The 19383-nt window shown below is 70.5% G+C and carries 22 protein-coding genes and 1 pseudogene; 11 read left to right on the forward strand and 12 right to left on the reverse strand.

The features are described 5' to 3' along the window. Positions 1-28: 28 nt before the first annotated feature. Both V5E28_RS12455 and V5E28_RS12460 read left to right on the forward strand, forming a co-directional pair. A pseudogene (locus tag V5E28_RS12455) lies at positions 29-397 on the forward strand (ATP-binding cassette domain-containing protein); the annotation flags it as partial. Positions 398-469: 72 nt separating this feature from the next. Then, the gene (locus V5E28_RS12460; protein WP_336206971.1) at positions 470-1165 is read left to right on the forward strand and encodes a sigma factor; all 696 of its coding nucleotides are present in this window, start codon (positions 470-472) and stop codon (positions 1163-1165) included. An 18-nt stretch (positions 1166-1183) separates the two neighbouring features. Here V5E28_RS12460 and V5E28_RS12465 read toward each other — a convergent pair whose 3' ends face one another. The 3 genes from V5E28_RS12465 to V5E28_RS12475 form a co-directional block, all read right to left on the reverse strand. Beyond that, on the reverse strand, positions 1184-1840 hold the full coding sequence (locus V5E28_RS12465) for a phosphotransferase (protein ID WP_336206972.1): 657 nt from the start codon (positions 1838-1840) through the stop codon (positions 1184-1186). A gap of 27 nt (positions 1841-1867) precedes the next feature. After that, positions 1868-2866, reverse strand: a complete 999-nt coding sequence (locus tag V5E28_RS12470; protein ID WP_442945799.1) for an alpha/beta hydrolase — start codon at positions 2864-2866, stop codon at positions 1868-1870. A gap of 116 nt (positions 2867-2982) precedes the next feature. Further along, the gene (locus V5E28_RS12475) at positions 2983-3309 is read right to left on the reverse strand and encodes a hypothetical protein (protein WP_336206973.1); all 327 of its coding nucleotides are present in this window, start codon (positions 3307-3309) and stop codon (positions 2983-2985) included. Between the two features lie 219 nt (positions 3310-3528). Between V5E28_RS12475 and V5E28_RS12480 the strand changes: the two genes are divergently transcribed. Beyond that, positions 3529-4104: a TetR/AcrR family transcriptional regulator gene (locus V5E28_RS12480; RefSeq protein ID WP_336206974.1), complete on the forward strand. Its 576-nt coding sequence runs from the start codon at positions 3529-3531 to the stop codon at positions 4102-4104. A 1-nt stretch (position 4105) separates the two neighbouring features. On the opposite strand, the gene V5E28_RS12485 is transcribed toward V5E28_RS12480, so the two are convergent. Beyond that, positions 4106-5149, reverse strand: coding sequence for a nuclear transport factor 2 family protein (locus V5E28_RS12485; protein ID WP_336206975.1), 1044 nt, complete (start codon positions 5147-5149; stop codon positions 4106-4108). A gap of 11 nt (positions 5150-5160) precedes the next feature. On the opposite strand from V5E28_RS12485, the gene V5E28_RS12490 reads away from it, so the two are divergent. Further along, positions 5161-5919, forward strand: coding sequence for a TetR/AcrR family transcriptional regulator (locus V5E28_RS12490; protein WP_336206976.1), 759 nt, complete (start codon positions 5161-5163; stop codon positions 5917-5919). Between the two features lie 55 nt (positions 5920-5974). Here V5E28_RS12490 and V5E28_RS12495 read toward each other — a convergent pair whose 3' ends face one another. Further along, positions 5975-8209 (reverse strand): excinuclease ABC subunit UvrA, encoded by a 2235-nt coding sequence (locus V5E28_RS12495; protein ID WP_336207123.1) that lies wholly within the window; start codon positions 8207-8209, stop codon positions 5975-5977. A gap of 244 nt (positions 8210-8453) precedes the next feature. On the opposite strand from V5E28_RS12495, the gene V5E28_RS12500 reads away from it, so the two are divergent. Both V5E28_RS12500 and V5E28_RS12505 read left to right on the forward strand, forming a co-directional pair. Continuing rightward, positions 8454-9167: a MerR family transcriptional regulator gene (locus tag V5E28_RS12500; RefSeq protein ID WP_336206977.1), complete on the forward strand. Its 714-nt coding sequence runs from the start codon at positions 8454-8456 to the stop codon at positions 9165-9167. A gap of 124 nt (positions 9168-9291) precedes the next feature. Continuing rightward, complete coding sequence (locus V5E28_RS12505; RefSeq protein WP_336206978.1) at positions 9292-9960, forward strand: formylglycine-generating enzyme family protein; 669 nt, start codon at positions 9292-9294, stop codon at positions 9958-9960. An 86-nt stretch (positions 9961-10046) separates the two neighbouring features. Here the strand turns inward: V5E28_RS12505 and V5E28_RS12510 are convergent, their stop codons facing one another. Continuing rightward, positions 10047-10511 carry a MarR family winged helix-turn-helix transcriptional regulator gene (locus tag V5E28_RS12510; protein ID WP_336206979.1) on the reverse strand — a complete coding sequence of 155 codons (465 nt, stop codon included), beginning with the start codon at positions 10509-10511 and terminating at the stop codon, positions 10047-10049. A 125-nt stretch (positions 10512-10636) separates the two neighbouring features. On the opposite strand from V5E28_RS12510, the gene V5E28_RS12515 reads away from it, so the two are divergent. From V5E28_RS12515 to V5E28_RS12525, 3 genes are all read left to right on the forward strand, one after another. Further along, positions 10637-11284 (forward strand): nitroreductase family protein, encoded by a 648-nt coding sequence (locus V5E28_RS12515; RefSeq protein WP_336206980.1) that lies wholly within the window; start codon positions 10637-10639, stop codon positions 11282-11284. Between the two features lie 142 nt (positions 11285-11426). Beyond that, positions 11427-11549: a hypothetical protein gene (locus V5E28_RS12520; protein ID WP_336206981.1), complete on the forward strand. Its 123-nt coding sequence runs from the start codon at positions 11427-11429 to the stop codon at positions 11547-11549. 66 nt (positions 11550-11615) lie between these two features. Continuing rightward, entirely contained in the window at positions 11616-12158 is a 543-nt protein-coding gene (locus V5E28_RS12525) for a dihydrofolate reductase family protein (RefSeq protein ID WP_336206982.1), read from the forward strand. Between the two features lie 137 nt (positions 12159-12295). Here V5E28_RS12525 and V5E28_RS12530 read toward each other — a convergent pair whose 3' ends face one another. Beyond that, on the reverse strand, positions 12296-13210 hold the full coding sequence (locus V5E28_RS12530; protein ID WP_336206983.1) for an LLM class flavin-dependent oxidoreductase: 915 nt from the start codon (positions 13208-13210) through the stop codon (positions 12296-12298). A 477-nt stretch (positions 13211-13687) separates the two neighbouring features. Here V5E28_RS12530 and V5E28_RS12535 point away from each other — a divergent pair, with 477 nt between their 5' ends. Further along, positions 13688-14425 carry a formylglycine-generating enzyme family protein gene (locus tag V5E28_RS12535; protein ID WP_336206984.1) on the forward strand — a complete coding sequence of 246 codons (738 nt, stop codon included), beginning with the start codon at positions 13688-13690 and terminating at the stop codon, positions 14423-14425. Positions 14426-14918: 493 nt separating this feature from the next. Here V5E28_RS12535 and V5E28_RS12540 read toward each other — a convergent pair whose 3' ends face one another. Continuing rightward, positions 14919-15449, reverse strand: a complete 531-nt coding sequence (locus V5E28_RS12540) for a TetR/AcrR family transcriptional regulator (RefSeq protein ID WP_336206985.1) — start codon at positions 15447-15449, stop codon at positions 14919-14921. Positions 15450-15548: 99 nt separating this feature from the next. Here V5E28_RS12540 and V5E28_RS12545 point away from each other — a divergent pair, with 99 nt between their 5' ends. After that, positions 15549-16256 (forward strand): MBL fold metallo-hydrolase, encoded by a 708-nt coding sequence (locus tag V5E28_RS12545; protein ID WP_336206986.1) that lies wholly within the window; start codon positions 15549-15551, stop codon positions 16254-16256. Positions 16257-16524: 268 nt separating this feature from the next. Here V5E28_RS12545 and V5E28_RS12550 read toward each other — a convergent pair whose 3' ends face one another. The 4 genes from V5E28_RS12550 to V5E28_RS12565 form a co-directional block, all read right to left on the reverse strand. Next, complete coding sequence (locus V5E28_RS12550; protein WP_336206987.1) at positions 16525-17010, reverse strand: hypothetical protein; 486 nt, start codon at positions 17008-17010, stop codon at positions 16525-16527. Between the two features lie 141 nt (positions 17011-17151). Then, positions 17152-17553: a hypothetical protein gene (locus V5E28_RS12555; protein ID WP_336206988.1), complete on the reverse strand. Its 402-nt coding sequence runs from the start codon at positions 17551-17553 to the stop codon at positions 17152-17154. A 2-nt stretch (positions 17554-17555) separates the two neighbouring features. Next, positions 17556-18098, reverse strand: coding sequence for a dihydrofolate reductase family protein (locus V5E28_RS12560; protein WP_336206989.1), 543 nt, complete (start codon positions 18096-18098; stop codon positions 17556-17558). Between the two features lie 644 nt (positions 18099-18742). Further along, positions 18743-19360 (reverse strand): DedA family protein, encoded by a 618-nt coding sequence (locus V5E28_RS12565; protein WP_336206990.1) that lies wholly within the window; start codon positions 19358-19360, stop codon positions 18743-18745. Between the last annotated feature and the right edge of the window lie 23 nt (positions 19361-19383).

Here is a 19383-nt window from a genome sequence, read left to right on the forward strand (position 1 = left end):
GGGACCACCCTAGACGCACCGGAACGCGGACCTGATCCGGCGTGGAACACGCGCGGGCGAAGGTCTGGAACGCAATGACGCCATGGCCGCGCTGGCCCGCTACGAGCTCGCCCCAGCCCGGGGCCAGCCGTTCGAGACGCTGTCGGGCGGTCAGCAGGCGCGGCTGCAGATCCTGCTGCTGGAGCTGTCCGGCGCCACGCTCCTGCTGCTGGACGAGCCTACCGACAACCTCGACCTGGCCAGCGCCGAGGCGTTGCAGCAGGGGCTGGCCGCCTTCGAGGGCACCGTCCTGGCGGTCACCCACGACCGCTGGTTCGCCGCCGACTTCGACCGCTACCTGATCTTCACGGCCGGCGGCCGGGTGGAGCACGGCTCCGAGCCGGCATGGGACCGGTGACCCATCCCCCGTCACATCCGCCCGGTCCTCCGGGTCAACCCCATGACACGACGTGACGGGAGAATGTGACGCATGAACGGCAGCGAATTCCTGGCCGACCGGTTCGAAGCGCACCGCGCCCACCTGCGCGCGGTGGCCTACCGGATGCTCGGCTCAGCGAGCGAGGCCGACGACGCGCTCCAGGAGGCGTGGCTGCGGGTCAGCCGCGCCGGCGCCGACGACGTGGCCAACCTGGGCGGCTGGCTGACCACGATCGTGGCCCGGGTCTCGCTGCACGACATGTTCGCCGTGCCGTTCGACGAGATCGCGCCCATCGTCGGCCGCTCCCCGGGCGCGACCCGGCAGCTCGCCAGCCGCGCCCGCCGCCGGGTGCAGGTCGCGGCCCCGGCCCCGGACCCCGGCCTGGCCCGCCGCCGCGAGATCGTCGCCGCCTTCCTCGCCGCCTCCCGCGGCGGCGACTTCGCCGCCCTGCTCGAGCTGCTCGACCCGGACGTGGTGCTGCGCGCCGACGGCGCGGCGGTGCACGCGGGAGCCGAGGAGAGGGTGCACGGCGCCCTCGCGGTGGCCACCGCCTTCTCGGGCCGGGCCAGGGCGGCACAGCTCGCGCTCGTCGACGGCGACGCCGGAGCGGTGTGGGCGCCGGGCGGGGCGGCGCGCGTCGTCGTCGGCTTCACGATCACCGACGGCAGGATCACCGCTATCGACCTGCTCGCCGACTCCGACCATCTGCGCGAGCTCGACCTGGTGATCGGTGATCCGCTCGGCTGAAAAACGGGGAGGCCGCCCCTAGCGGATCGTCCCGATCAGGCGCACCGCCCCGTCCAGCGCCGCGCTCTCCTGCGGGGACATGTGGGGATCGGCCGCCCGCCTGGCACGCGCTCGCGGCAGGTGACCGCCGAGGCTGGGGCCGGCGGCCAGCAGGGACGCCAGCAGTGGCCGCACAGCCTCCTGGCCGGCGAGGCCGGTGACGGCCGCCTGCGCCAGGATGAGCGCGGACATCGCCCAGTCCAGCTCCGGCTCGCCCTCCTCGGTGTTGCACCAGTCGATCACGACCGGGCCGCGCGGGGTCAGCAGCACGTTGTCGGGGTGCAGATCCAGGTGCAGGATGCGATCCCCGGGCCGCGCCGACGGGGGCGGCGCGACAGCGTGCAGCCGGTGCAGCAGCTCCGCGAGAATCCGACCGGCCCGGGCGGGGGCCATCGTGCCCTCCAGCAGCGCCGCCAGCATCGTCGGCCCGGACAGCCGCTCCATCACCAGGTCGGTGGGTTGCGACGCCCCCGGAAAGATTCTCGGCACCGGGAACCCGCCTGCCGCCAGGTGCGCCATCACCGCGCCCTCGCGGCCGGCGTCGCGCCCGGCCCGGTAACGCCGCAGCACCCGATGCCCGTCGACGGCGAACACGTCGGCCGTGCGGCCGGTGCCCAGGAGCTCCCCGATCTGCATGCCGCGATCGTAACGCCGCCCCGCGAGTCAGCTTTCGAGCAGCAACTGCCGCAGCCAGCGCAGCCGGGCCGCCCGGGCGGCCTGCGACAGCGTGGCCTGCGGGACCAGCATGTCGAAGCCGTGGAATCCGCCCGGCCACACGTGCAGCTCGGCCTGGCCGCCGGCCTGCCAGATGCGGGAGGCGTAGGCGACGTCCTCGTCGCGGAAGGTCTCGGCGGAGCCGACGTCGATGATCGCCGGTGGCAGCCCGGACAGATCGGTGGCGCGAGCCGGGGCGGCGTACGGAGACACCTCCGGCCCGCCGCGCGCGTCGCCGAGCAGCGCGCCCCAGCCGGTGTCGTTGGACGTGCGGTCCCACACCCCGAGGCCGGCCATCTGCGCGGCGGACGCGGTGTCGTTGCGGTCGTCGAGCATCGGGCACATCAGCACCTGCCCCACCAGGGCAGGGCCGCCCTGGTCACGGGCGAGCAGCGCGAGCGCCGCGGCCAGCCCGCCACCCGCGCTGGCGCCGGCCACCAGGATGCGGCCGGGATCGACGCCCAGCTCGCCGGCGTGCTCGGCGGTCCACACCAGGCCCGCGTAGCAGTCCTCGATGGGCGCGGGGTGCGGGTACTCGGGGGCGAGCCGGTACTCGACCGAGACGACCACGAGCCCCAGTTCGAGCGCCCAGTCGAGCAGCTCGTCGAGCCCCGTGCGGTGGTCGCCGGCGATCATGCCGCCGCCGTGCGTGTGATAGACCACCGGCAGCGGGGTGGTGACCCCGGCGGGACGGCACACCAGCAGCGAGATCTCGGGCGCCCCTGCCGGGCCGGGGACCAGGTGCTCCTGGACGGTGAACAGCCCGCCGCGGCTGAGTTCCTCGTCCGTGACCTGCTCCATCTCCACCCCGCCCAGCCGCAGGCCGGAGATCATCTCCGGGGTGATGGCCGCGGGCAGGTGCTCTCCCATCACGGCCAGGGCCGCTGCCAGCTCGGCGTCGAAGGGCGGCGGCGGGCCGACGGGGGTGGCGGACAGCTCTGTGGTCACAGAATCTCCATTTGCGGCGTCATGGGGACAACAGGAGCTCCCCATTATCGCGAGCTACGGCGGGACGCCAGGTGGCAGGGGCCGCTGAACCACCGCCCGCCACTGCCGGACGGCGGTCAGAGTACGCGACGAGCCGGCGGCAGGCTCCGGACGAACGACGCCAGAGCCCAACACAGCGGCAGCGCCGCGGCGGACACCATGGCGAACTTCACCAGCGGATCGGCCCGGACCCCCGCGAACGCCATGGAGACGGCGACCAGCACGAGCGCGTGCAGGACGTACACGGCGTAGGCATTGCCGGCCAGGAACCGCGCCCGAGCACCCAGCGGTCCGGCGAAGCGGCGGCCGAACAGCCCGATGATCCCCACGGGCATGCCGGCGCAGTAGACGCCGTCGTACAGCCCGTGCGCGAGCTGGGCGAGCGGCAGGCCCGGATCGCTCACGGGTCGAGGCCCTGACCACCAGCCGGGCCCAGGTCAACGACCAGGCGTAGAGGGTGCTGGCCGGGGAAGCTGCTGCAGGAGGGAACCGGGCGAAGGAGCCTCTCGGTACGCGGTGACCGTTGTGGGCCACCCATGCCGTGAAGGGGCGCGGCCCAGGAGCCGCTCGGCGAGCCGAGATCATGGCAGAGGTGCCGGTCGGTGTCTACACTGTTCAGTGAGATGACTAACTCTACGAAACAGAAGCCGGGCAAGCGCGACCGGCTGGTCGCCGCCGCCGCGCGGGTGCTGCACGAGCAGGGTGTCGAGAAGACGACGCTCGCCGACATCGCGCAGGCGGCCGACGTCCCCGTGGGCAACGTCTACTACTACTTCAAGACCAAGGACCAGCTCGTCGAGGCGGCCATCGGCGCGCACGCGCAGCATCTGCACACCCTGACCGCCTCGCTGGAGCAGCACGCGGCCACACCGCAGGATCGGCTGAAGGCGCTCGTGCAGGGCTGGGTGGAGCAGCGCGAGCTGGCCGCCCGCTACGGCTGCCCCACCGGCACCCTCTGCTCGGAGCTGGACAAACGGGCCGGCGGCCTCGACCGCGTGGCCGCCGGCGTCATGGGGCTGCTGATCGACTGGGTCGAGCAGCGGTTCGCCGAGATGGGCCGCGCCGACTCCCGCGAGCTCGCGGTCGCCCTGGTCGCCGCCTATCAGGGGATCTCGCTGCTCACCAACACCTTCCGCGACCCCGAGCTGATGGTCGCCGAGGGCCGCCGCCTCGAGCGCTGGATCGACTCGCTCGCCTGAGTCACCGGCCGCCCAGCGGGACCCGGCGCGGCACGACCCTGCGATGCGTGATGCGCCAGCCACGGTCACCGCGCGCGATCACGTCCTCGTAGGTGACGCTCGCGCAGGTGCCGTCCGCGTGGATGCCTATGCCCTTGGACATGCCCCGCACCGTGCCGTCGGGCAGCCCGGTGAGGACGATGTTGGTGACGTGGTGGCCCACGGGGTTCGCCTCGCCCAGCGTGAGCGCCGCCTCCTTGAGCGCCGCCAGCCCCCGGATCGTGCCGCCGCCGAGCTCGGAGACGTCGTAGCGGATGTCGGCGGTGTAGAGCTCGTCGAGGCGGTCGAGCTCACCGCCGTCCACGAGGTGCCCGTGGAGCGAGATCAGCTCGGTGATGGCGGTACGGTCCTCTGCGGTCAGTGTCATCCCACTCCCCTCGTCGCAGAGCCACGTTACGACGCGGCAGCCCGAAACGCCTGCTCCCTCACCGCTCGGCCGAGCCGTCGGGGCGTACGTGCCGCAACAGGACGGCGGCCGGGACGGCGACCAGCGCCATGACGGCGGCGGCCGTGACGGACGGGCACGCAGCCCGGACACGAACGCGGCGGAGGCGGCCTCCAGCAGAGGCCCTCCCAGGCTTCCGGAGATCTGCTCGGCCACGGCGGCGGCCCCGGCCAGTGTCTCGCGGGCCGTCTGGGCCAGCTCGGGCGGGACGCCGGGCAGGGCCGTCGTCGCTCCCGCGACGCCGAGCAGCGCCCTGGCGGCGATGAGCTCCTGCGCGCTGGAGGAGTACGCCGCCACGGCCGAGGCCAGGCCGAACGCCGCCGCGCCGATCATCAGCAGGCGTCTGCGGCCGATCCTGTCGCCCAGCGTGCCCATCGTGATCAGGAGCCCGGCCAGCAGGAAGCCGTAGATGTCCATGATCCAGAGCGTCTGGGTGGCGGTGGGCGCGAGCTCGGAGCTCAGCAGCGGAAGCGCGAAGTACAGCACGGACATGTCCATCGAGACGAGCACGCCCGGGTGCGGTGCGGCGCTGACGGCTCCCCCGCGCGGACGCCGCCCCACCTACTGCTCACGTGCCTGCCAGGCGCGGGCCTACCGGGCACGGGCGGCGGCGCGCGGGGGAGCGTGATCGGCAGGAGGTCGCACCGGCCGGAGGAGAGCTCGACACCGGGGGCGGGCTCAGCCTGGAGCGGATCGTCAGGACGGGCATCGCGATCGCCGACGCCCAGGGGCTGGAGGCGCTGTCCATGCGGAGGGTGGCCGCCGAGCTGGGCGCGGGCACCATGTCGCTCTACCGCCACGTGCCGGGTAAGGACGAGCTGGTCGACCTCATGGCCGCCGCCGTGCTCGACGCGGCCGAGGTCGGGCCCGAGGATCCGGACGGTTGGCGCGCTCGCATGGAGTCCCACGCCCGCGCCATGTGGGGCCTGTTCCGGCGGCACCCGTGGCTGCTGCAGGTGCTGACGGTGACCAGGCCGAGGCCGGCGCCCGGCGGGCTGGTCAGGACGGAGTGGCTGCTGCGCGGCGTCGAGGGGCTGCGCGGCGACCTGCCCACCATGGCCAGGGCCGCCGTGACCGTGACCGGCTACGTGCAGGGCATGGCGATGTTCCTGGTCGGCGACCTCGAGGCCGAGCGCCGCACCGGCGTCGGCAAGGAGCAGTGGTGGTGGGCGAACCGGGAGCGCTTCCACGCCCTGATGGCCGGCGGACCGTACCCGATGCTGGCGATGATCGCCGAGGCGGGCCAGGACGACGTGGGCTTGGACGAGGAGTTCGAGTTCGGCCTGCAGCGGATGCTCGACGGCCTCGCCGCCCACCTCGGCGACGCCTAGCCGCGACGGGCGGTGGATCCCGGCCACGCCGGACGCGTGACCGGGAGCCGCCGTCCTACGGCTGGTCCACGTACATGCGCAGGTGCTGAGCCGTCAGGGACTTGCCCTCGCCGACGAGCTCGGCGGGGGTGCCGGTGAAGACGACCTGCCCGCCGTCGTGGCCGGCTCCCGGGCCGAGGTCGATGATCCAGTCGGCGTGGGCCATCACGGCCTGGTGGTGCTCGATGACGATGACCGTGTTGCCGTCGTCGACCAGGCGGTCCAGCAGGGCGAGCAGGTGGTCCACGTCGGCCAGGTGCAGGCCGGTGGTCGGCTCGTCCAGCACGTAGGTGGTGCCGTTCCTGGCCATGTGGATGGCCAGCTTGAGGCGCTGCCGCTCGCCACCGGACAGCGTGGTGAGCGGCTGGCCGAGGCCGACGTAGCCGAGCCCAACCGCGTCGAGGCGGTCGAGGATGGCCCCTGCCTGGCCGTTGGTGAAGAACTGGCGCGCCTCGGCCACCGGCATGCCGAGCACCTCGCTGATGTTCTTGCCGCGCAGCTTGTACGACAGCACCTCCGGGGTGAACCGCTTGCCCTCGCACTCCTCGCACACCGTCGCCACCTCGGCCATCATGGCGAGGTCGGTGTAGATCAGGCCGATGCCCTTGCAGGCTGGGCAGGCGCCCTCGGAGTTGGCGCTGAACAGGCCGGGCTTGACGCCGTTGGCCTTGGCGAACGCCGCCCGGATCGGATCCAGCACTCCGGTGTAGGTGGCCGGGTTGCTCCGCCGGGAGCCCCGGATCGGCGACTGGTCGGCGACGATCACGCCCTCCCGCCCGGAGACGTAACCGTGGATCAGGGAGCTCTTGCCCGATCCGGCGACACCGGTGATGACGCTGAGCACGCCCAGCGGGATGTCGACGCTCACATCCCGCAGGTTGTGCAGGGTGGCGCCCCTGATCGGCAACTGCCCGGTGGGCTTGCGCACGTCTTCGCGCAGCGTCACGCGGTGGTCGAGATAGCGGCCGGTCAGGGTGCCGGACTTGCGCAGCCCGTCGAGGTCCCCGGCGAAGCAGAGCGTGCCGCCCGCCGAGCCGGCGCCGGGACCGAGGTCGACGACGTGGTCGGCGATCTGGATCGTCTCCGGCTTGTGCTCCACCACGAGCACCGTGTTGCCCTTGTCGCGGAGCTGGAGGAGCAGGTCGTTCATCCGCTGGATGTCGTGCGGGTGCAGTCCGGCGGTGGGCTCGTCGAAGACGTAGGTGACGTCGGACAGGCTCGAGTTGAGGTGCCGGACCATCTTCACCCGCTGCGCCTCCCCACCGGACAGCGTGGCGGACTCCCGGTCGAGACTGAGATAGCCGAGGCCGATCTCCACCAGCGAGTCGAGCGTCTCGCGGAGGCCGTCGAGGATCGGCCCGACGGCGGCGTGCCCGATGCCCCGGACGAACTCGGCCAGGTCGCTGATCTGCATCGCGGAGCACTCGGCGATGCTGACGCCGTCGATGGTGGCGGACCGGGCGGCCTCGTTCAGGCGGGAGCCGCCGCAGTCGGTACAGCCGGTGAGCTTGACGGCCAGGTCGGCGAACGCGCGCGCCTGACCCTTCATCGACTCGCGGTCCTTGCCGAGATACTGCCGCCGGACCTTGGTCGCCAGGCCCTCGTAGGTGAAGTTGTTGGCCCCGAGCTTCACCTTGACGGACGGCTTGTGCAGGAAGTCGTCCCACTGGGCGGCCGTGTAGTCGCGCAGCTTGGTGTCGGGGTCGAAGAAGCCGGAGGCCACGATGATCTGCCACGGCCAGGTGTCGACGCCGTAGCCGGGGGCCCTGATCGCGCCTTCGTTCAGCGACAGGTCGCGGTCGACCAGCTCGCCGACGTCGATGTCGGTCACCTTGCCGAGCCCCTCACACGCCGGGCACATGCCCTGAGGGGTGTTGAAGCTGAAGGCGAAGGCGGGGCCGACATGCGGGGTGGCGATCCGGCTGAAGACGATGCGCAACATCGTGTAGGTGTCGGTCGCGGTGCCCACTGTCGAGCGGGCGTTGGCGCCCATCCGCTCCTGGTCGACGATGATCGCCGCGCTCAGGTTCTGCAGCGCGTCGACGTCCGGGCGGCTGAGACTGGGCATGAAGCCCTGGAGGAACGCGGTGTAGGTCTCGTTGATCATCCGTCGCGACTCCGCCGCGATCGTGTCGAAGACCAGGGAGGACTTGCCGGAGCCGGAGACTCCGGTGAAGACGGTGAGCCGTCGCTTGGGGATGTCCAGGGAGACGCCGGTGAGATTGTTCTCCCTCGCGCCACGGACCTGGATCTGGTCATGGCTGTCCGCGTCGGTGTGATCCGATCCGCGGAGGCCGTCGTGGGGGCGAACGCTGCTGTCTTGCTGACTGGGAACCAAGGAACCCTTCCATCCTCGACTGCCGACATTCATCCGTTCAAGTGTCTCATTGATGCACTGATCTAGACTTTTCATGGCACGTTCCCCCATATTCCGAGGAACAGTTCGAACAACCTTCAAATTGCTGTGTAAGCCCAGCTGTCACCAGAATGGGATCATGACAGGGTTTCGCCCCATCGATCTGGCACGCCTGGCGGGCGTCTCCACCCAGCAGATCCGCAACTACGCCACTGAGGGCATCCTGCCTCCGGTGCCGCGGACGGCGTCCGGTTATCGCACGTTCGGGGCCGTGCACCGGTGGGCCCTGCTCACCTACCAGGCTCTCTCGAGGGGATACGGCAGGGACACCGCCCGGGCGGTCATGCAGGCCGTGCACGCCGGCGAACTCCCCCTGGCGCTCACGCTCGTGGACGCCGGCCATGTCGCGCTGCACGACGAGCGGCTGTCCCTCCAGGCGGCGGGCGCGGCGCTCGAAGCGGTCGCGGAGCAGAGCCCGGACGAGGCGCCGCTGCCGCGCTCCGGCATGCGCATCGGCGAGGTGGGCGCCTATCTCGGCGTGCGTACCTCGACGCTGCGCCTGTGGGAGTCGGCCGGCCTGCTGGCCCCCAAACGCGAGCCCGGTACCCGCTACCGCAGCTTCGGCCCGGCCGACGTGCGGGACGCCCGGATGATCAACATGCTCCGCCAGGGCCGCTATCCGTTCCCCCAGATCCGGCTCGTCCTCGACGGCCTGCGCCGGACGGGCAGCAGCGACGCCCTCCGCGCCGCCATCGCCCAGCGCCAGGCGCAGCTGACCCGGCGGGCGAGGGCCATGCTCGACGGCTCCAGCCACCTGCACCACTACCTGGAGGGCGAGGCCCCTTCCCCCTAATAGGGTGCCGCTCGCCGCTCGACGAGGCCGCGTTGAAGGCCGTCGAGGCGCGGATCAGACCTGTGCTGATGTGGCGCTCAGCACCGAAACCGCACTGGACGGTTGCCGCTAGGATCGCCGGATCATGGAGGCGCGAATCGAGACGGTCGCCGTCCCGCCGGGGCAGGTGACGCTGTCGGGCGGGCGAACGCGGCGCAGTTGGACGGTCGAGCTCGCGCCCTACGAGCTCGCCACGGTTCCGGTCACCCAGGCTCTGTACGCGCGGCTCACGGGTCGGCACCCGAGCACCTCCCGAGGGGATCGGTTGCCCGTCGAGGGCGTTTCCTGGTGGGACGCGGTCCGGTTCTGCAACGCCCTGTCCCGACGCGACGGGCTCGCTCCCGCCTACCGCCTTCCTGCCGACGCCGAGGGCGTCGAGTGGGACGCCGACGCCGAGGGATACCGACTCCCGACCGAGGCCGAGTGGGAGCACGCCTGCCGTGCCGGCACGACAGGACCGCGCTACGCGCCGCTCGACGAGATCGCCTGGTACCGCGGCAATTCACATGAGCGCATCCGCGACGTCGGCGGCAAGCGACCCAACGCGTGGGGCCTTCACGACATGCTCGGCAACGTCTGGGAGTGGTGCTGGGACATCCACGACGCCGAGGTCAAGGAGACCTACCGGGTGCTGCGTGGAGGCGGCTGGTTCGACGAGCAATGGAGCTGCCGGGCCTCCGCACGACGCCGCAGTCACCCGACTTTCCAGGTCGACGACGTCGGCTTCCGCATCGCCCGTTCCCTGGTCCGTTGACCGTGTCCTGACCTGCTCAGAGCAGGACGATCGGCTCTGCGCGGAGCGCGATCCCGAGGGCTCGCACCGAACTGCCTGGCTCGTGGTCAGCCGTCGATGCCCAGCAGTTTGCCGAGGAGGGCGGTGAGCTGGTCGCGTTCTTCGGGATCGAGGTTCGTGAAGGTGCCGTCGAGGAAGGCCGGGACGGACGCCTCGGCCTCGTCGAGGCGGTGCCGCCCCGCGTCGGTGACGGTGACGGCGTAGGAGCGCCTGTCGTGGGGGTTGCGTTCGCGGCGTACGTAGCCGGCCTTCTCCAGATCGTCGCAGACGCTGACCATGACGCTTCGGTCGATGCGCAACTCCTCGCTGAGGGACTGCTGGGAGCAGGGGCCGACGGTGGTGAGCATCTTGAGCACCAGGTGCTGGCCGACCCCGAGGCCGTGCTCGCCGGCGTGGGCCTCGGCAGCACGCGCCACGGATGCCGAGGCCCGGCACAACGCGATGTCCGGCCGTTCGGCCGCGAGCTGCGGAAAGTAGGTCGGTCTGGTGCGGTCGGCGGGCTTGGTCGGCATCGATCCCCTCGTGTCTCGGCGGGCCGAGCCTACCATCAACCATCTTATCGTCAATTGTTTGACAGCAGATGATTTGTGGTCATACGGTTCAGCATCACTGCCGCCCGACCGTGAGGAAACACATCATGACCTTGGATCTCACCCCCGATGAGCTGCTGTCGACGACCCGCGCGGTGCGCAGGCGCCTCGATCTCACCCGGCCCGTCCCGCGCGAACTGATCGAGGAGTGCGTGGACCTGGCCACCCAGGCGCCGACCGGCCGCAACCGGCAGCGCTGGCACTTCCTCGTCGTGACCGATCCCGGCCGGCGGCGAGCCGTGGCCGACATCTTTCTCCGTGCCCTGGCCCAGGCGTCCGGCCAGCCGCTGACCGGACGTGACCTCTGGCGCATGGACTATCACCCCGGCTCGACCGAGCGCGTCTTCGACGGCCTGCGGCACCTGGCAGACAACATCCACCAGGTGCCCGCGTTCGTCATCCCGGCCATCGAAGGCAGGACCGACCGTGCCTCGGTGGCCGAGCAGGCCGGGACCTGGGGATCGATCCTCCCTGCCGTGTGGAGCTTCATGCTCGCCGCCCGCGCCCGCGGTCTGGGCACCACCTGGACCACGGCGCAGGCACCGCTGGAACGCGAGCTGGCCACCGTCCTCGGGGTGCCCTACGACAAGGTCATGCTCGCCGCGTTCATCCCGCTGGCCTTCACCATCGGCACCGACTTCAAGCCCGCCCGGCGCATCCCCCGTGACCAGGTCCTGCACTGGGACCGCTGGTAGGAGTCGGCGCGGGGAAAGCGCCTGCCAGCGCACATCGCGGCCCGGCGACGAGGTGGGCCGAACATCAACCGACGACTCGATCGACATTGACAATTAATTTTGTCGGCGAGAAGGTGATGATCTCAACCACCGGGACATCGACATGACGGAAGACCAGGTCGCCGACGCCCTCCCGCACGCCCGGCGGCACACCCTCGCCGGTCAGCCGCACAACGTGGCGCCCGACGCCATCGCCCCGGCCCTGATCGACTTCTTCCGGGCATAAGCAGTATTCCGGGCATGCGTGGTCGGTTCGGGGGCGTGTTCAGGTAATAGCTGAAGGAGATTTGCCATGAGGAAGCTCATCGAGTCGACGTTCGTCACCCTCGACGGCGTCATCAGCTCGCCGCATGTCTGGGGGCCGCCGTACTGGGACGAGGACCACAACGACTACGCGGGCAAGCTGCTGTTCGCCGCCGACGCGCTGCTCCTGGGCCGTGCGACCTACGAGGGGTTCGCCCAGTCCTGGCCCGGACGAAAGGGCGACCCCTACGCGGACCGGATCAACAGCCTGCCGAAGTACGTCGCGACCACCTCGTTGGAGGAGGCCGATGCCTGGAACGGCACCGTGATCCAAGGGGATGTCGCCACCGCGGTGGCCGAGCTGAAGCGGCAGCCGGGGAAGAACATCCTGAAGTTCGGCACCGGAGAGCTCGACCGCGCGCTGATCGCCAACGGGCTGGTCGACGAGTTCCACTTCTGGATGTTCCCCGCCGTCGCCGGGAGCGGCGACCGGCTCCTCGACGGCCTGGACATGACCCACCTGGACCTGCTCGAGACCACGCGGTTCAAGTCGGGCATCGTCGTCCTCACGTACGGGCTCAAAGGCCGCTGAGCAGGCTGAGTGCCGAAATCGGGCGCAGCGATGATCATGGATTCATCGGTCCACGTGTGAGGCGCTTGGCCGGGGAGCGCATGCCGGACCTGAAGTGGCAAGCTCGCGCCGAACGGATCCCAGCTCTCCGGACGCTCTCAGCGGCCGATCCCGGCGATGAGCTCCAACTGGTCGATCTGGGTGTCGAGGGTCGGCGCCGCGAGGCGGCAGACGAGGTGTTCCGCGCCCGCCATCGCGTAGTGGGCCAGCGTGGCGGCCACCCGCTCGGCCGGCCCCGCGACCATCGCCTGGATCGTCCGCACCCTCTCGTACGGCAGGCCGTACGTGGCCCGGCAGTAGGCGTCGAGCTGCCGCTCCCCCTCTTCCACGTCGTCGGTGACCAGCACTGTGATGAACAGCGCCGCGTCCACCCGGCGCCCCGCCGGCGCAGCCGCGCGCCGTACCGCCGCGAGGCCCGCCCGGTAGTCGGCGGGATCGGGCGGGTAGGGCAGCCATCCGTCGTAGAGCCGCCCGGCGCGCTCCAGCGCCGACGGGCTCGCCCCGCCCAGCCAGATCGGCGGCCCGCCGGGCCGGTAGGAGGGCGTGGACTCGGGCAGCTCGTCGAAGCGCAGCACCTCGCCGTGGAAAGCCCGCTCGCCCGCCCACAGCGCCCGCCACAGGGCCACCGTGTCGTCCAGCCGTCCGAAGCGGCGCTCCCACGGCACCTCCGACACCGCGTACTCGATCTCCGACCTGCCGGGGAAGCCCGCGCCCACGGTGACGACCAGTCGCCCGGCGGACAGGTGGTCGATGGAGGCGAGCTCCTGCGCGGCCGTGACCGGACGGCGGAAGGCGGGCAGCAGAGTCGCCGTGCCGAGCGTGACACGCTCGGTCGCCGACGCGAGGGCGGCGAGCATGGCCAGCGGCTCGACGCGCGGGCCGAGCAGGGTGTCGTTGGCCCACACCGAGTCGTAGCCGAGCCGTTCGGCGCGGGCGCCGAAGTCGACCAGCCGCCGGGCGTCGTCCCACTGGCTGCGGTTGGTGGGGAGCAGGACCCCCAGTCGCGTGTTCATGGGAACGATCGTGCTCCGCTCCGGGAATGGCGACAATTCCCTCGAAGGAATGGCAGGGCCGGCACGCTGGGCTCCGGCAGCGCCGCCGTCCCAGCCGGCTCGGACTCGCACTGCGGGCAGGCACGACGCAACGCCACCGCCCGCCAGCAGCAGCAGTCCACCTCCTGGGGCGCGTGACCTCATCGACGCGCGGTGGCCCGAGACACCGGCCTTCATCACCCTGGTCGAGGGCTTCTTCTAACTGCCAATCGACGCGCAGGCGTTCGAGTGTCGCGGCCTGGTCCCGGAGCTTCTTGGCGAAGTAGATCCTGGAGGCAGCCGCTGCTTGGGATGGTCACGCTGTCCGCGTCGTCCGGGCTCGTGTGTGGCCCGAGGTCCTAGGTCCAAGGTCGCTGTCGGCATAGGTCCATCGACCGATGAGCGTCCGGGGACATCGGAGCGATCATGGAACCTCCTCGATCCAGGGTGGGGGGAGTCATGCGGGTGAAACTGGTGGACTGGGTCGAGATCCCGGCCGGAATGCTGCGTCGGGGTACGCCCGCCGAAGAGGTGGAGGAGGTGGCACACCGCTACGCCGACACCGGGGTACCGGTGGAGTGGTATCGAAAGGAAGCCCCGCGCACAGAGATCCACCTTCCAGCGTTCCGGATCGCCCGCACCCAGGTCACTGTCGGGCAGTGGACGCTCTTCGCGCAGGCCACCCGCAGACCGGCGCCGCAGGCACCGGTGGACCACCCGGTCATCGGCGTGACCTGGAAGGAGGCAATGGACTATTGCCGGTGGCTGGAGGAACAGTTCGGCGGCCTTGACGTGCGCTTGCCCACCGAGGACGAGTGGGAGCGTGCCGCCCGCGGTGACGACGGCCGGGAATTCCCATGGGGCAACGAGTACCGCACGGGCCTGGCCAATCTGGTGGACCTGGGCATCGGCACCACCACGCCGGTCGGTTCGTTCCCCGAGGGTGCCAGCCCCTTCGGGGTGCTGGACATGGCGGGCAACGCCGATGAGTGGACCTCCACCCGCTACGCCCCTTACCCGGGCGCTCCCATCGAGGTGCCGAGCGCGGAGGACTGGGCCTTCGACCCGCATGTCACCCGGGGCGGCGCGTTCCGCCACGACCGGGACCTGGCCCGGTGCGCCCGCCGGCACGGCGCCTACGAGCAGGACCTGACGGCGATCGGCGTGGGCTTTCGTCCAGCGGCATCGGCGAGGTGAGGGGCAGTCCCGCCACCACCCGGGCCAGCACGAACCGGCCATCACGCCATGGCGGCGAAGAACGCGAAGAGTGCGGCGCCGTTGGAATCTTCTGCGTCCGAGTCGAGACGCGGGCGTGGCCGAGGCGGACCTAGAAGGCAGGACAGACTACGCGGCACACAACGCATAGCGATCAAGATGTTACAAAGCGAGCATTCCAACTGCCCACCCCAGATCCGGTCCAGCTGCGCGCGATCGGCGTGGGCGGGCTGTTCGCGGCGGTCCACCTCCAGGTCGACGGCCTGCGCTGAGGGAGAGCCGGCGCCAGCGCGATGTGGGCGAGCGGGCCGCCCTCGCGCTGTGGCGGGCCGGGAAGCGTGAGAGCGCTGCACACCTGGAGCCAGGGAGCCTCGATGCTCTTCATGGGCGTCTTGATCGCGGGTGTCGTCATCGCGGGGATCATGTGGGCGATCGATCAAGCAGGTGCGGACTCGAACGCCCAGTCTCTGCAGCTCTAGTGATCATCCGCCAGTGCTCGGCGTATGCCGGCCAGGCCGTATTCGAAGGCGCGGTCGACGTCGCCCCCGAGCCGGAAGGCGCCGATGAGTTCCATCTCGATGAAACCGGTGGCCCAAGCCGTCACCAGGCGCGCGGCTTCAAGGGCGTCCCGTTCGCCCACGAGTTCCCTTGAGACGTGCAGCACCGGGGCGGCCAACCGGGCGAGGGCCTCGGGCGGCGCGTCCGCGGAGAGCATCAGCCGGAACCCTTCTGGCCAGGAATGGGCGAACTGCCGGAAGCCGTGCGCCAGCCCCTCGAGCGACCCGTCGGTCGAGTTCAGCCGGGCGACCATGTCGTCGATGGTGGCCTCGGCGACGGCGGTCAGCAGGGCCGCGCGGTTGCCGACGTGCTTGTACAGGGACGGGGAGCGCACTCCCACCCGTTCGGCGACGCTCTGCATCGTCAGTCCCTGCTGACCGCCCGCCTCCAGCAGATCGCGTCCCGCAGCGACGATCCTGTTGAACGAGGTCTTCTCAGGGGTCGGCATCGTTCGTCCCTCCCGCAATGAAAACTATTGACGTTAGCCATCATAGCTAATTACCTTAGCCATGGAGGATCTCCCGTCCAGCCTCCCGAAAGAAGCCCCATGAAACTCGCACCCCATCTGCACCGCCTCGGTAACGATCTCGTGGCGTGCTATCTCGTCGACACCGCCGAGGGCATCACGCTCATCGACGCGGGACTGCCCGGCCACTGGCGGGATCTGCAGCGCGAACTCGGCTCCCTGGGCAAATCTGTCGACGACATCCGCGGACTCGTACTGACCCACGGCGACTCCGACCACATCGGCTTCGCCGAACGCCTACGAAGCGAACACGGCGTACCGGTGTTCGTGCATGCCGACGACGCCGTCCGCACCCGCACGGGAGAAAAGCCCAAGGTCGCGTTCGGCCCCATGCGTCTCGGCCCGACGCTCGGATTCTTCGGTTACTCCATCCGGAAGAACGGCCTGCGCACCCGCTATGTCGGCGAAGTCACCGAGTTCGGTGACGGCGACGTCCTGGACCTGCCCGGGAATCCGGTGATCGTGGGCCTGCCGGGGCACTCTCCGGGAAGCGTGGCGGTGCACGTCCCGCTCGCCGACGCGGTCTTCGTCGGCGACGCCCTGACCACGCGGCACGTCCTCACCGGGCGCGGAGGCCCGCAGCCCGCGCCCTTCACCGACGACCCAGCCCAAGCACTCTCCTCCCTCGACCGGATCGCCGGACTGTCGGCATCCTGGGTGCTCCCGGGCCACGGCGCCCCCTGGCGCACCTCGCCAGCCCAGGTGAGCGAGGCGGTCAGGAAGGGCTGAGACGCCCCTCATCCAGGCTCAGACGTCCGGGAACGTCAGGCCGGTCTTCCCGTCCCGTCCGGGAGCCGATCGGGGGTCATCCCTGCCTGACCGCCCAACAGCCCGCACACTCGCCCGAGCCCGCAACGTAGGTCTGAACACTTTCGCTTCGGCTGCTCGAACTCGCTCTGCGATGTCGGTGGCGTGCCTGTCCCGTCTCAACGAACGTGGTGTTCGAGGAAGTCGTGCCGAACGCAAACGTGCTGGAGACGTCGGCGATGCCGCTGTTTCATGGATCACGGCGCAGGCGCTCGTGCCAGGGGTGTGTGCCGTGCTCAGTCTCCAGCGCCTCGTCCAGCCAGCGCCGTTGCCCGTCGCTCAGCAGTGGGAGGACCGCCTCGAAATCGGTCTCGTCCTTCGGCCGGCTGCCCTTGGCCTTGTAGAGCAGTTGCACCTCCGGTGCGAGCCGGTGGAAGCCGTCCTCCTCGAGTGTCAGCTCGGCGAGCGGGCGGTGGATCCGGGGGTCACGCACGGTGTCGTCGACCACCTTGCCCCAGCCCTCGGGGCCGGAGTCGCCTTCCAAGTAGGTCAGGACTTCGCGGCCTTCCTCGTCGATCCCCAGGACGCGCGGCGAGTAGGGGAAGGCGACGGCTTGGAGATGACGGAGTAGGGCGTGAACGGCCGGTGTCCACGGTTGGACGGGCCTGCGGACGGTGTCGCCTATCCGCACCACCCGGCGATGCGCTCCGTCCTGCAACACGTCATCCACTGCCATGGGCTTCGAGCCCATCCCCGGGAGAGTGCCGTAGATCGGAGCCGACCGCGTCGGCGGTGATCTCTTCCCCGCCACGCACGAGAGCGTGAGACCATCGGCGATGGCTCCAGCAGCCCCTCTTCCGCTGCGATCACCAGGTGACTACGCGGCTCCGCCGGCGAACGGGGCCTCGCCCTCCTTGAGCGGCCTGAACCGCAGCGCCGACCACACCTCGTCCACCGCCACCTGCCCGTTCGGCCGCAGGCCGTACTCACCCACGATCGGCCAGAGCGTGTCGCGGTTGATGTCGGCCTGGTTGCCCTTGGGGTAGGCGACCCAGAAGGTCGCGGGCCCGGTCAGCCGGTCGTGCTGCTCGTCGAGAAGGCTGCGGGCCGAGGCGGCGTCGGCGGCGAAGAGCACCGCGACGGCGGCCTCGCGCAGGTCGTCGACGCGCTTGGCTCCCTCGGGCAGCGGGCCGAGACGGGACTCGTGCTCGTCGTGGGAGATCCACACGGTGCCGCCCGGCTTGACGAGCAGCTTGTCGGCAACGGTCTTGGTGGTCATTGTCAGGCCCTTTCGTAGGTCAGGTCGAGCACGCCGGTGTTGAAGGACTCGGACGCCGTCAGCTTGAGCGGGATCTCCCCGATCCCGTCCTCGAACAGCCGCTGCCCGCTGCCGATCACGATCGGGTGCACGAGCAGGTGCAGCTCGTCCAGCAGGCCGTCGCGCAGCAGCGAGGTGACCAGCGTGGGACTGCCGGAGATCGTGATGTCCTTGCCGGGCTGGCGCTTGAGCTCGGTCAGGCGGGCGGCGACGTCGCCGCTGATGATCGTGGTGTTCTGCCAGGAGGCGGTGTCGAGCGTGCCGCTGACGACGTACTTGGTGATGTTGTTCAGGGTCGCGGCGAGCGGCTCGGCGGGGTCCTGGTGCGGCCAGTGGGCGGCGAACTCCTCGTAGGTGCGGCGGCCCAGCAGCAGGACGTCGGCCCGCTCCATGAGCCAGCCCACGGATCGCCCCATGTCCTCGTCGTAGTAGGGGAAGTGCCATTTCTGCGGCGCTTCCACGACGCCGTCAAGCGAGATGAACAGCCCTGCGACGATCTTCTTCATCGGTCTCTTCCTTAACTTGGGGTGTGTGTCACTACCGTCTCACCGACAAATAAAATTGTCAAGACGGCCGTGATTGTCCGATCGATCCGTGCAGGAGGAGGGAGGACTCCAGGAGCGGCGCGGTCTCCGCTGAGCGACTCGGCATCACTCACGCCGGGCAGCGGGTCTTCATCGCCGGCCGCTGGTGGACCGTGACCGGATGCCGGCCCCCTGCCGCTGTCGCCGACCGCTCGGCACTGGTGGGTGAGGAACTGCCGGGCTTCGACGGCCACCCGTCCACGGTGCACGTACGCGCCACCGACGAGGCACTGGCCCGAGCGTGGTCGGTGCTCGCGGCGACGGCCGATCCCGAGCGCCCGGACCAGGTCGCGGTCAGCCGTCCCTCCGACGCGCCGGCCACTCGTTCTGCCTGGTCAGGCCCTGGCCGGGGGCGGGCTGGCGGCGCTCTGTGCCGGCGTGCTGGCCGGCCTGCATCCGGCCCGTCGCGCCGCCCGGCTCACCCCCACCCAGGCGCTCGCCCACAGCTGACTTTCCCGCTCCAGACTCAGACGACCAGCCGCAGGAAGACGATCCCGACCGGCGCGGTGACCGCTGCTCCCAGGGCCACCGCTCCCAGGGCCACCGCGCCGAGGATCCGCGCTCCCTCAGCGAGGGGCCGCATGCCGTCCCTTGCGCCGCTCGCCCAGCCGTACCCCGATGAAGACCAGCACCGCCAGGACGACCAGGCCCAGCACGACCTTCGACCCGATGCCCGCGTACGTCTCCACCAGCTCCCACTGCTCGCCCAGGAGGTAGCCTGCCATCACGAAGATGGTGTTCCAGATCGCGCTGCCCGCCGTCGTCAGCAGCAGGAACGTCACCAGCGACATCCGCTCGACCCCGGCGGGCACCGAGATCATGCTGCGGAAAATGGGGATCATGCGTCCGAAGAACACCGTCGCCTTGCCGTGCCTGAGGAACCACGCCTCGGTCTTCTCGATGTCGGAGATCTTGACCAGCGGCAGCTTGGCGGCGATCGCCAGCGTGCGCTCGCGGCCGAGCAGCGCCCCGATCCAGTAGAGGGCCAGCGCGCCGACCACGGATCCCATCGTGGTCCACAGCAGGACGTCGAGCAGGTCCATCTTCCCCCTGCTCGCCGTGAACCCCGACAGCGGGAGGATCACCTCGCTCGGCAGCGGCGGGAACAGGTTCTCCAACGCGATCGCGATCCCGGCCCCCGGCGCCCCGAGGGTGTCCATCAACTCCACAACCCAATCAACCATGCCCATAAGGCTACGGATGATCG

The sequence above is a fragment of the Nonomuraea sp. LPB2021202275-12-8 genome (assembly GCF_037044575.1).
Taxonomy (GTDB): Bacteria; Actinomycetota; Actinomycetes; order Streptosporangiales; family Streptosporangiaceae; genus Nonomuraea.

What these genes read in the sequence shown, in the direction of transcription:
- V5E28_RS12480 (WP_336206974.1), top strand. Translation starts at nt 3,529, where the DNA reads ATGACTAACTCTACGAAACAGAAGCCGGGCAAGCGCGACCGGCTGGTC.
- V5E28_RS12560 (WP_336206989.1), bottom strand. Translation starts at nt 18,098, where the DNA reads ATGAAGAAGATCGTCGCAGGGCTGTTCATCTCGCTTGACGGCGTCGTG.
- V5E28_RS12505 (WP_336206978.1), top strand. Translation starts at nt 9,292, where the DNA reads ATGGAGGCGCGAATCGAGACGGTCGCCGTCCCGCCGGGGCAGGTGACG.
- V5E28_RS12530 (WP_336206983.1), bottom strand. Translation starts at nt 13,210, where the DNA reads ATGAACACGCGACTGGGGGTCCTGCTCCCCACCAACCGCAGCCAGTGG.
- V5E28_RS12500 (WP_336206977.1), top strand. Translation starts at nt 8,454, where the DNA reads ATGACAGGGTTTCGCCCCATCGATCTGGCACGCCTGGCGGGCGTCTCC.
- V5E28_RS12520 (WP_336206981.1), top strand. Translation starts at nt 11,427, where the DNA reads ATGACGGAAGACCAGGTCGCCGACGCCCTCCCGCACGCCCGGCGGCAC.
- V5E28_RS12535 (WP_336206984.1), top strand. Translation starts at nt 13,688, where the DNA reads ATGCGGGTGAAACTGGTGGACTGGGTCGAGATCCCGGCCGGAATGCTG.
- V5E28_RS12515 (WP_336206980.1), top strand. Translation starts at nt 10,637, where the DNA reads ATGACCTTGGATCTCACCCCCGATGAGCTGCTGTCGACGACCCGCGCG.
- V5E28_RS12540 (WP_336206985.1), bottom strand. Translation starts at nt 15,449, where the DNA reads ATGCCGACCCCTGAGAAGACCTCGTTCAACAGGATCGTCGCTGCGGGA.
- V5E28_RS12460 (WP_336206971.1), top strand. Translation starts at nt 470, where the DNA reads ATGAACGGCAGCGAATTCCTGGCCGACCGGTTCGAAGCGCACCGCGCC.
- V5E28_RS12465 (WP_336206972.1), bottom strand. Translation starts at nt 1,840, where the DNA reads ATGCAGATCGGGGAGCTCCTGGGCACCGGCCGCACGGCCGACGTGTTC.
- V5E28_RS12550 (WP_336206987.1), bottom strand. Translation starts at nt 17,010, where the DNA reads ATGGCAGTGGATGACGTGTTGCAGGACGGAGCGCATCGCCGGGTGGTG.
- V5E28_RS12555 (WP_336206988.1), bottom strand. Translation starts at nt 17,553, where the DNA reads ATGACCACCAAGACCGTTGCCGACAAGCTGCTCGTCAAGCCGGGCGGC.
- V5E28_RS12525 (WP_336206982.1), top strand. Translation starts at nt 11,616, where the DNA reads ATGAGGAAGCTCATCGAGTCGACGTTCGTCACCCTCGACGGCGTCATC.
- V5E28_RS12510 (WP_336206979.1), bottom strand. Translation starts at nt 10,511, where the DNA reads ATGCCGACCAAGCCCGCCGACCGCACCAGACCGACCTACTTTCCGCAG.
- V5E28_RS12545 (WP_336206986.1), top strand. Translation starts at nt 15,549, where the DNA reads ATGAAACTCGCACCCCATCTGCACCGCCTCGGTAACGATCTCGTGGCG.
- V5E28_RS12565 (WP_336206990.1), bottom strand. Translation starts at nt 19,360, where the DNA reads ATGGTTGATTGGGTTGTGGAGTTGATGGACACCCTCGGGGCGCCGGGG.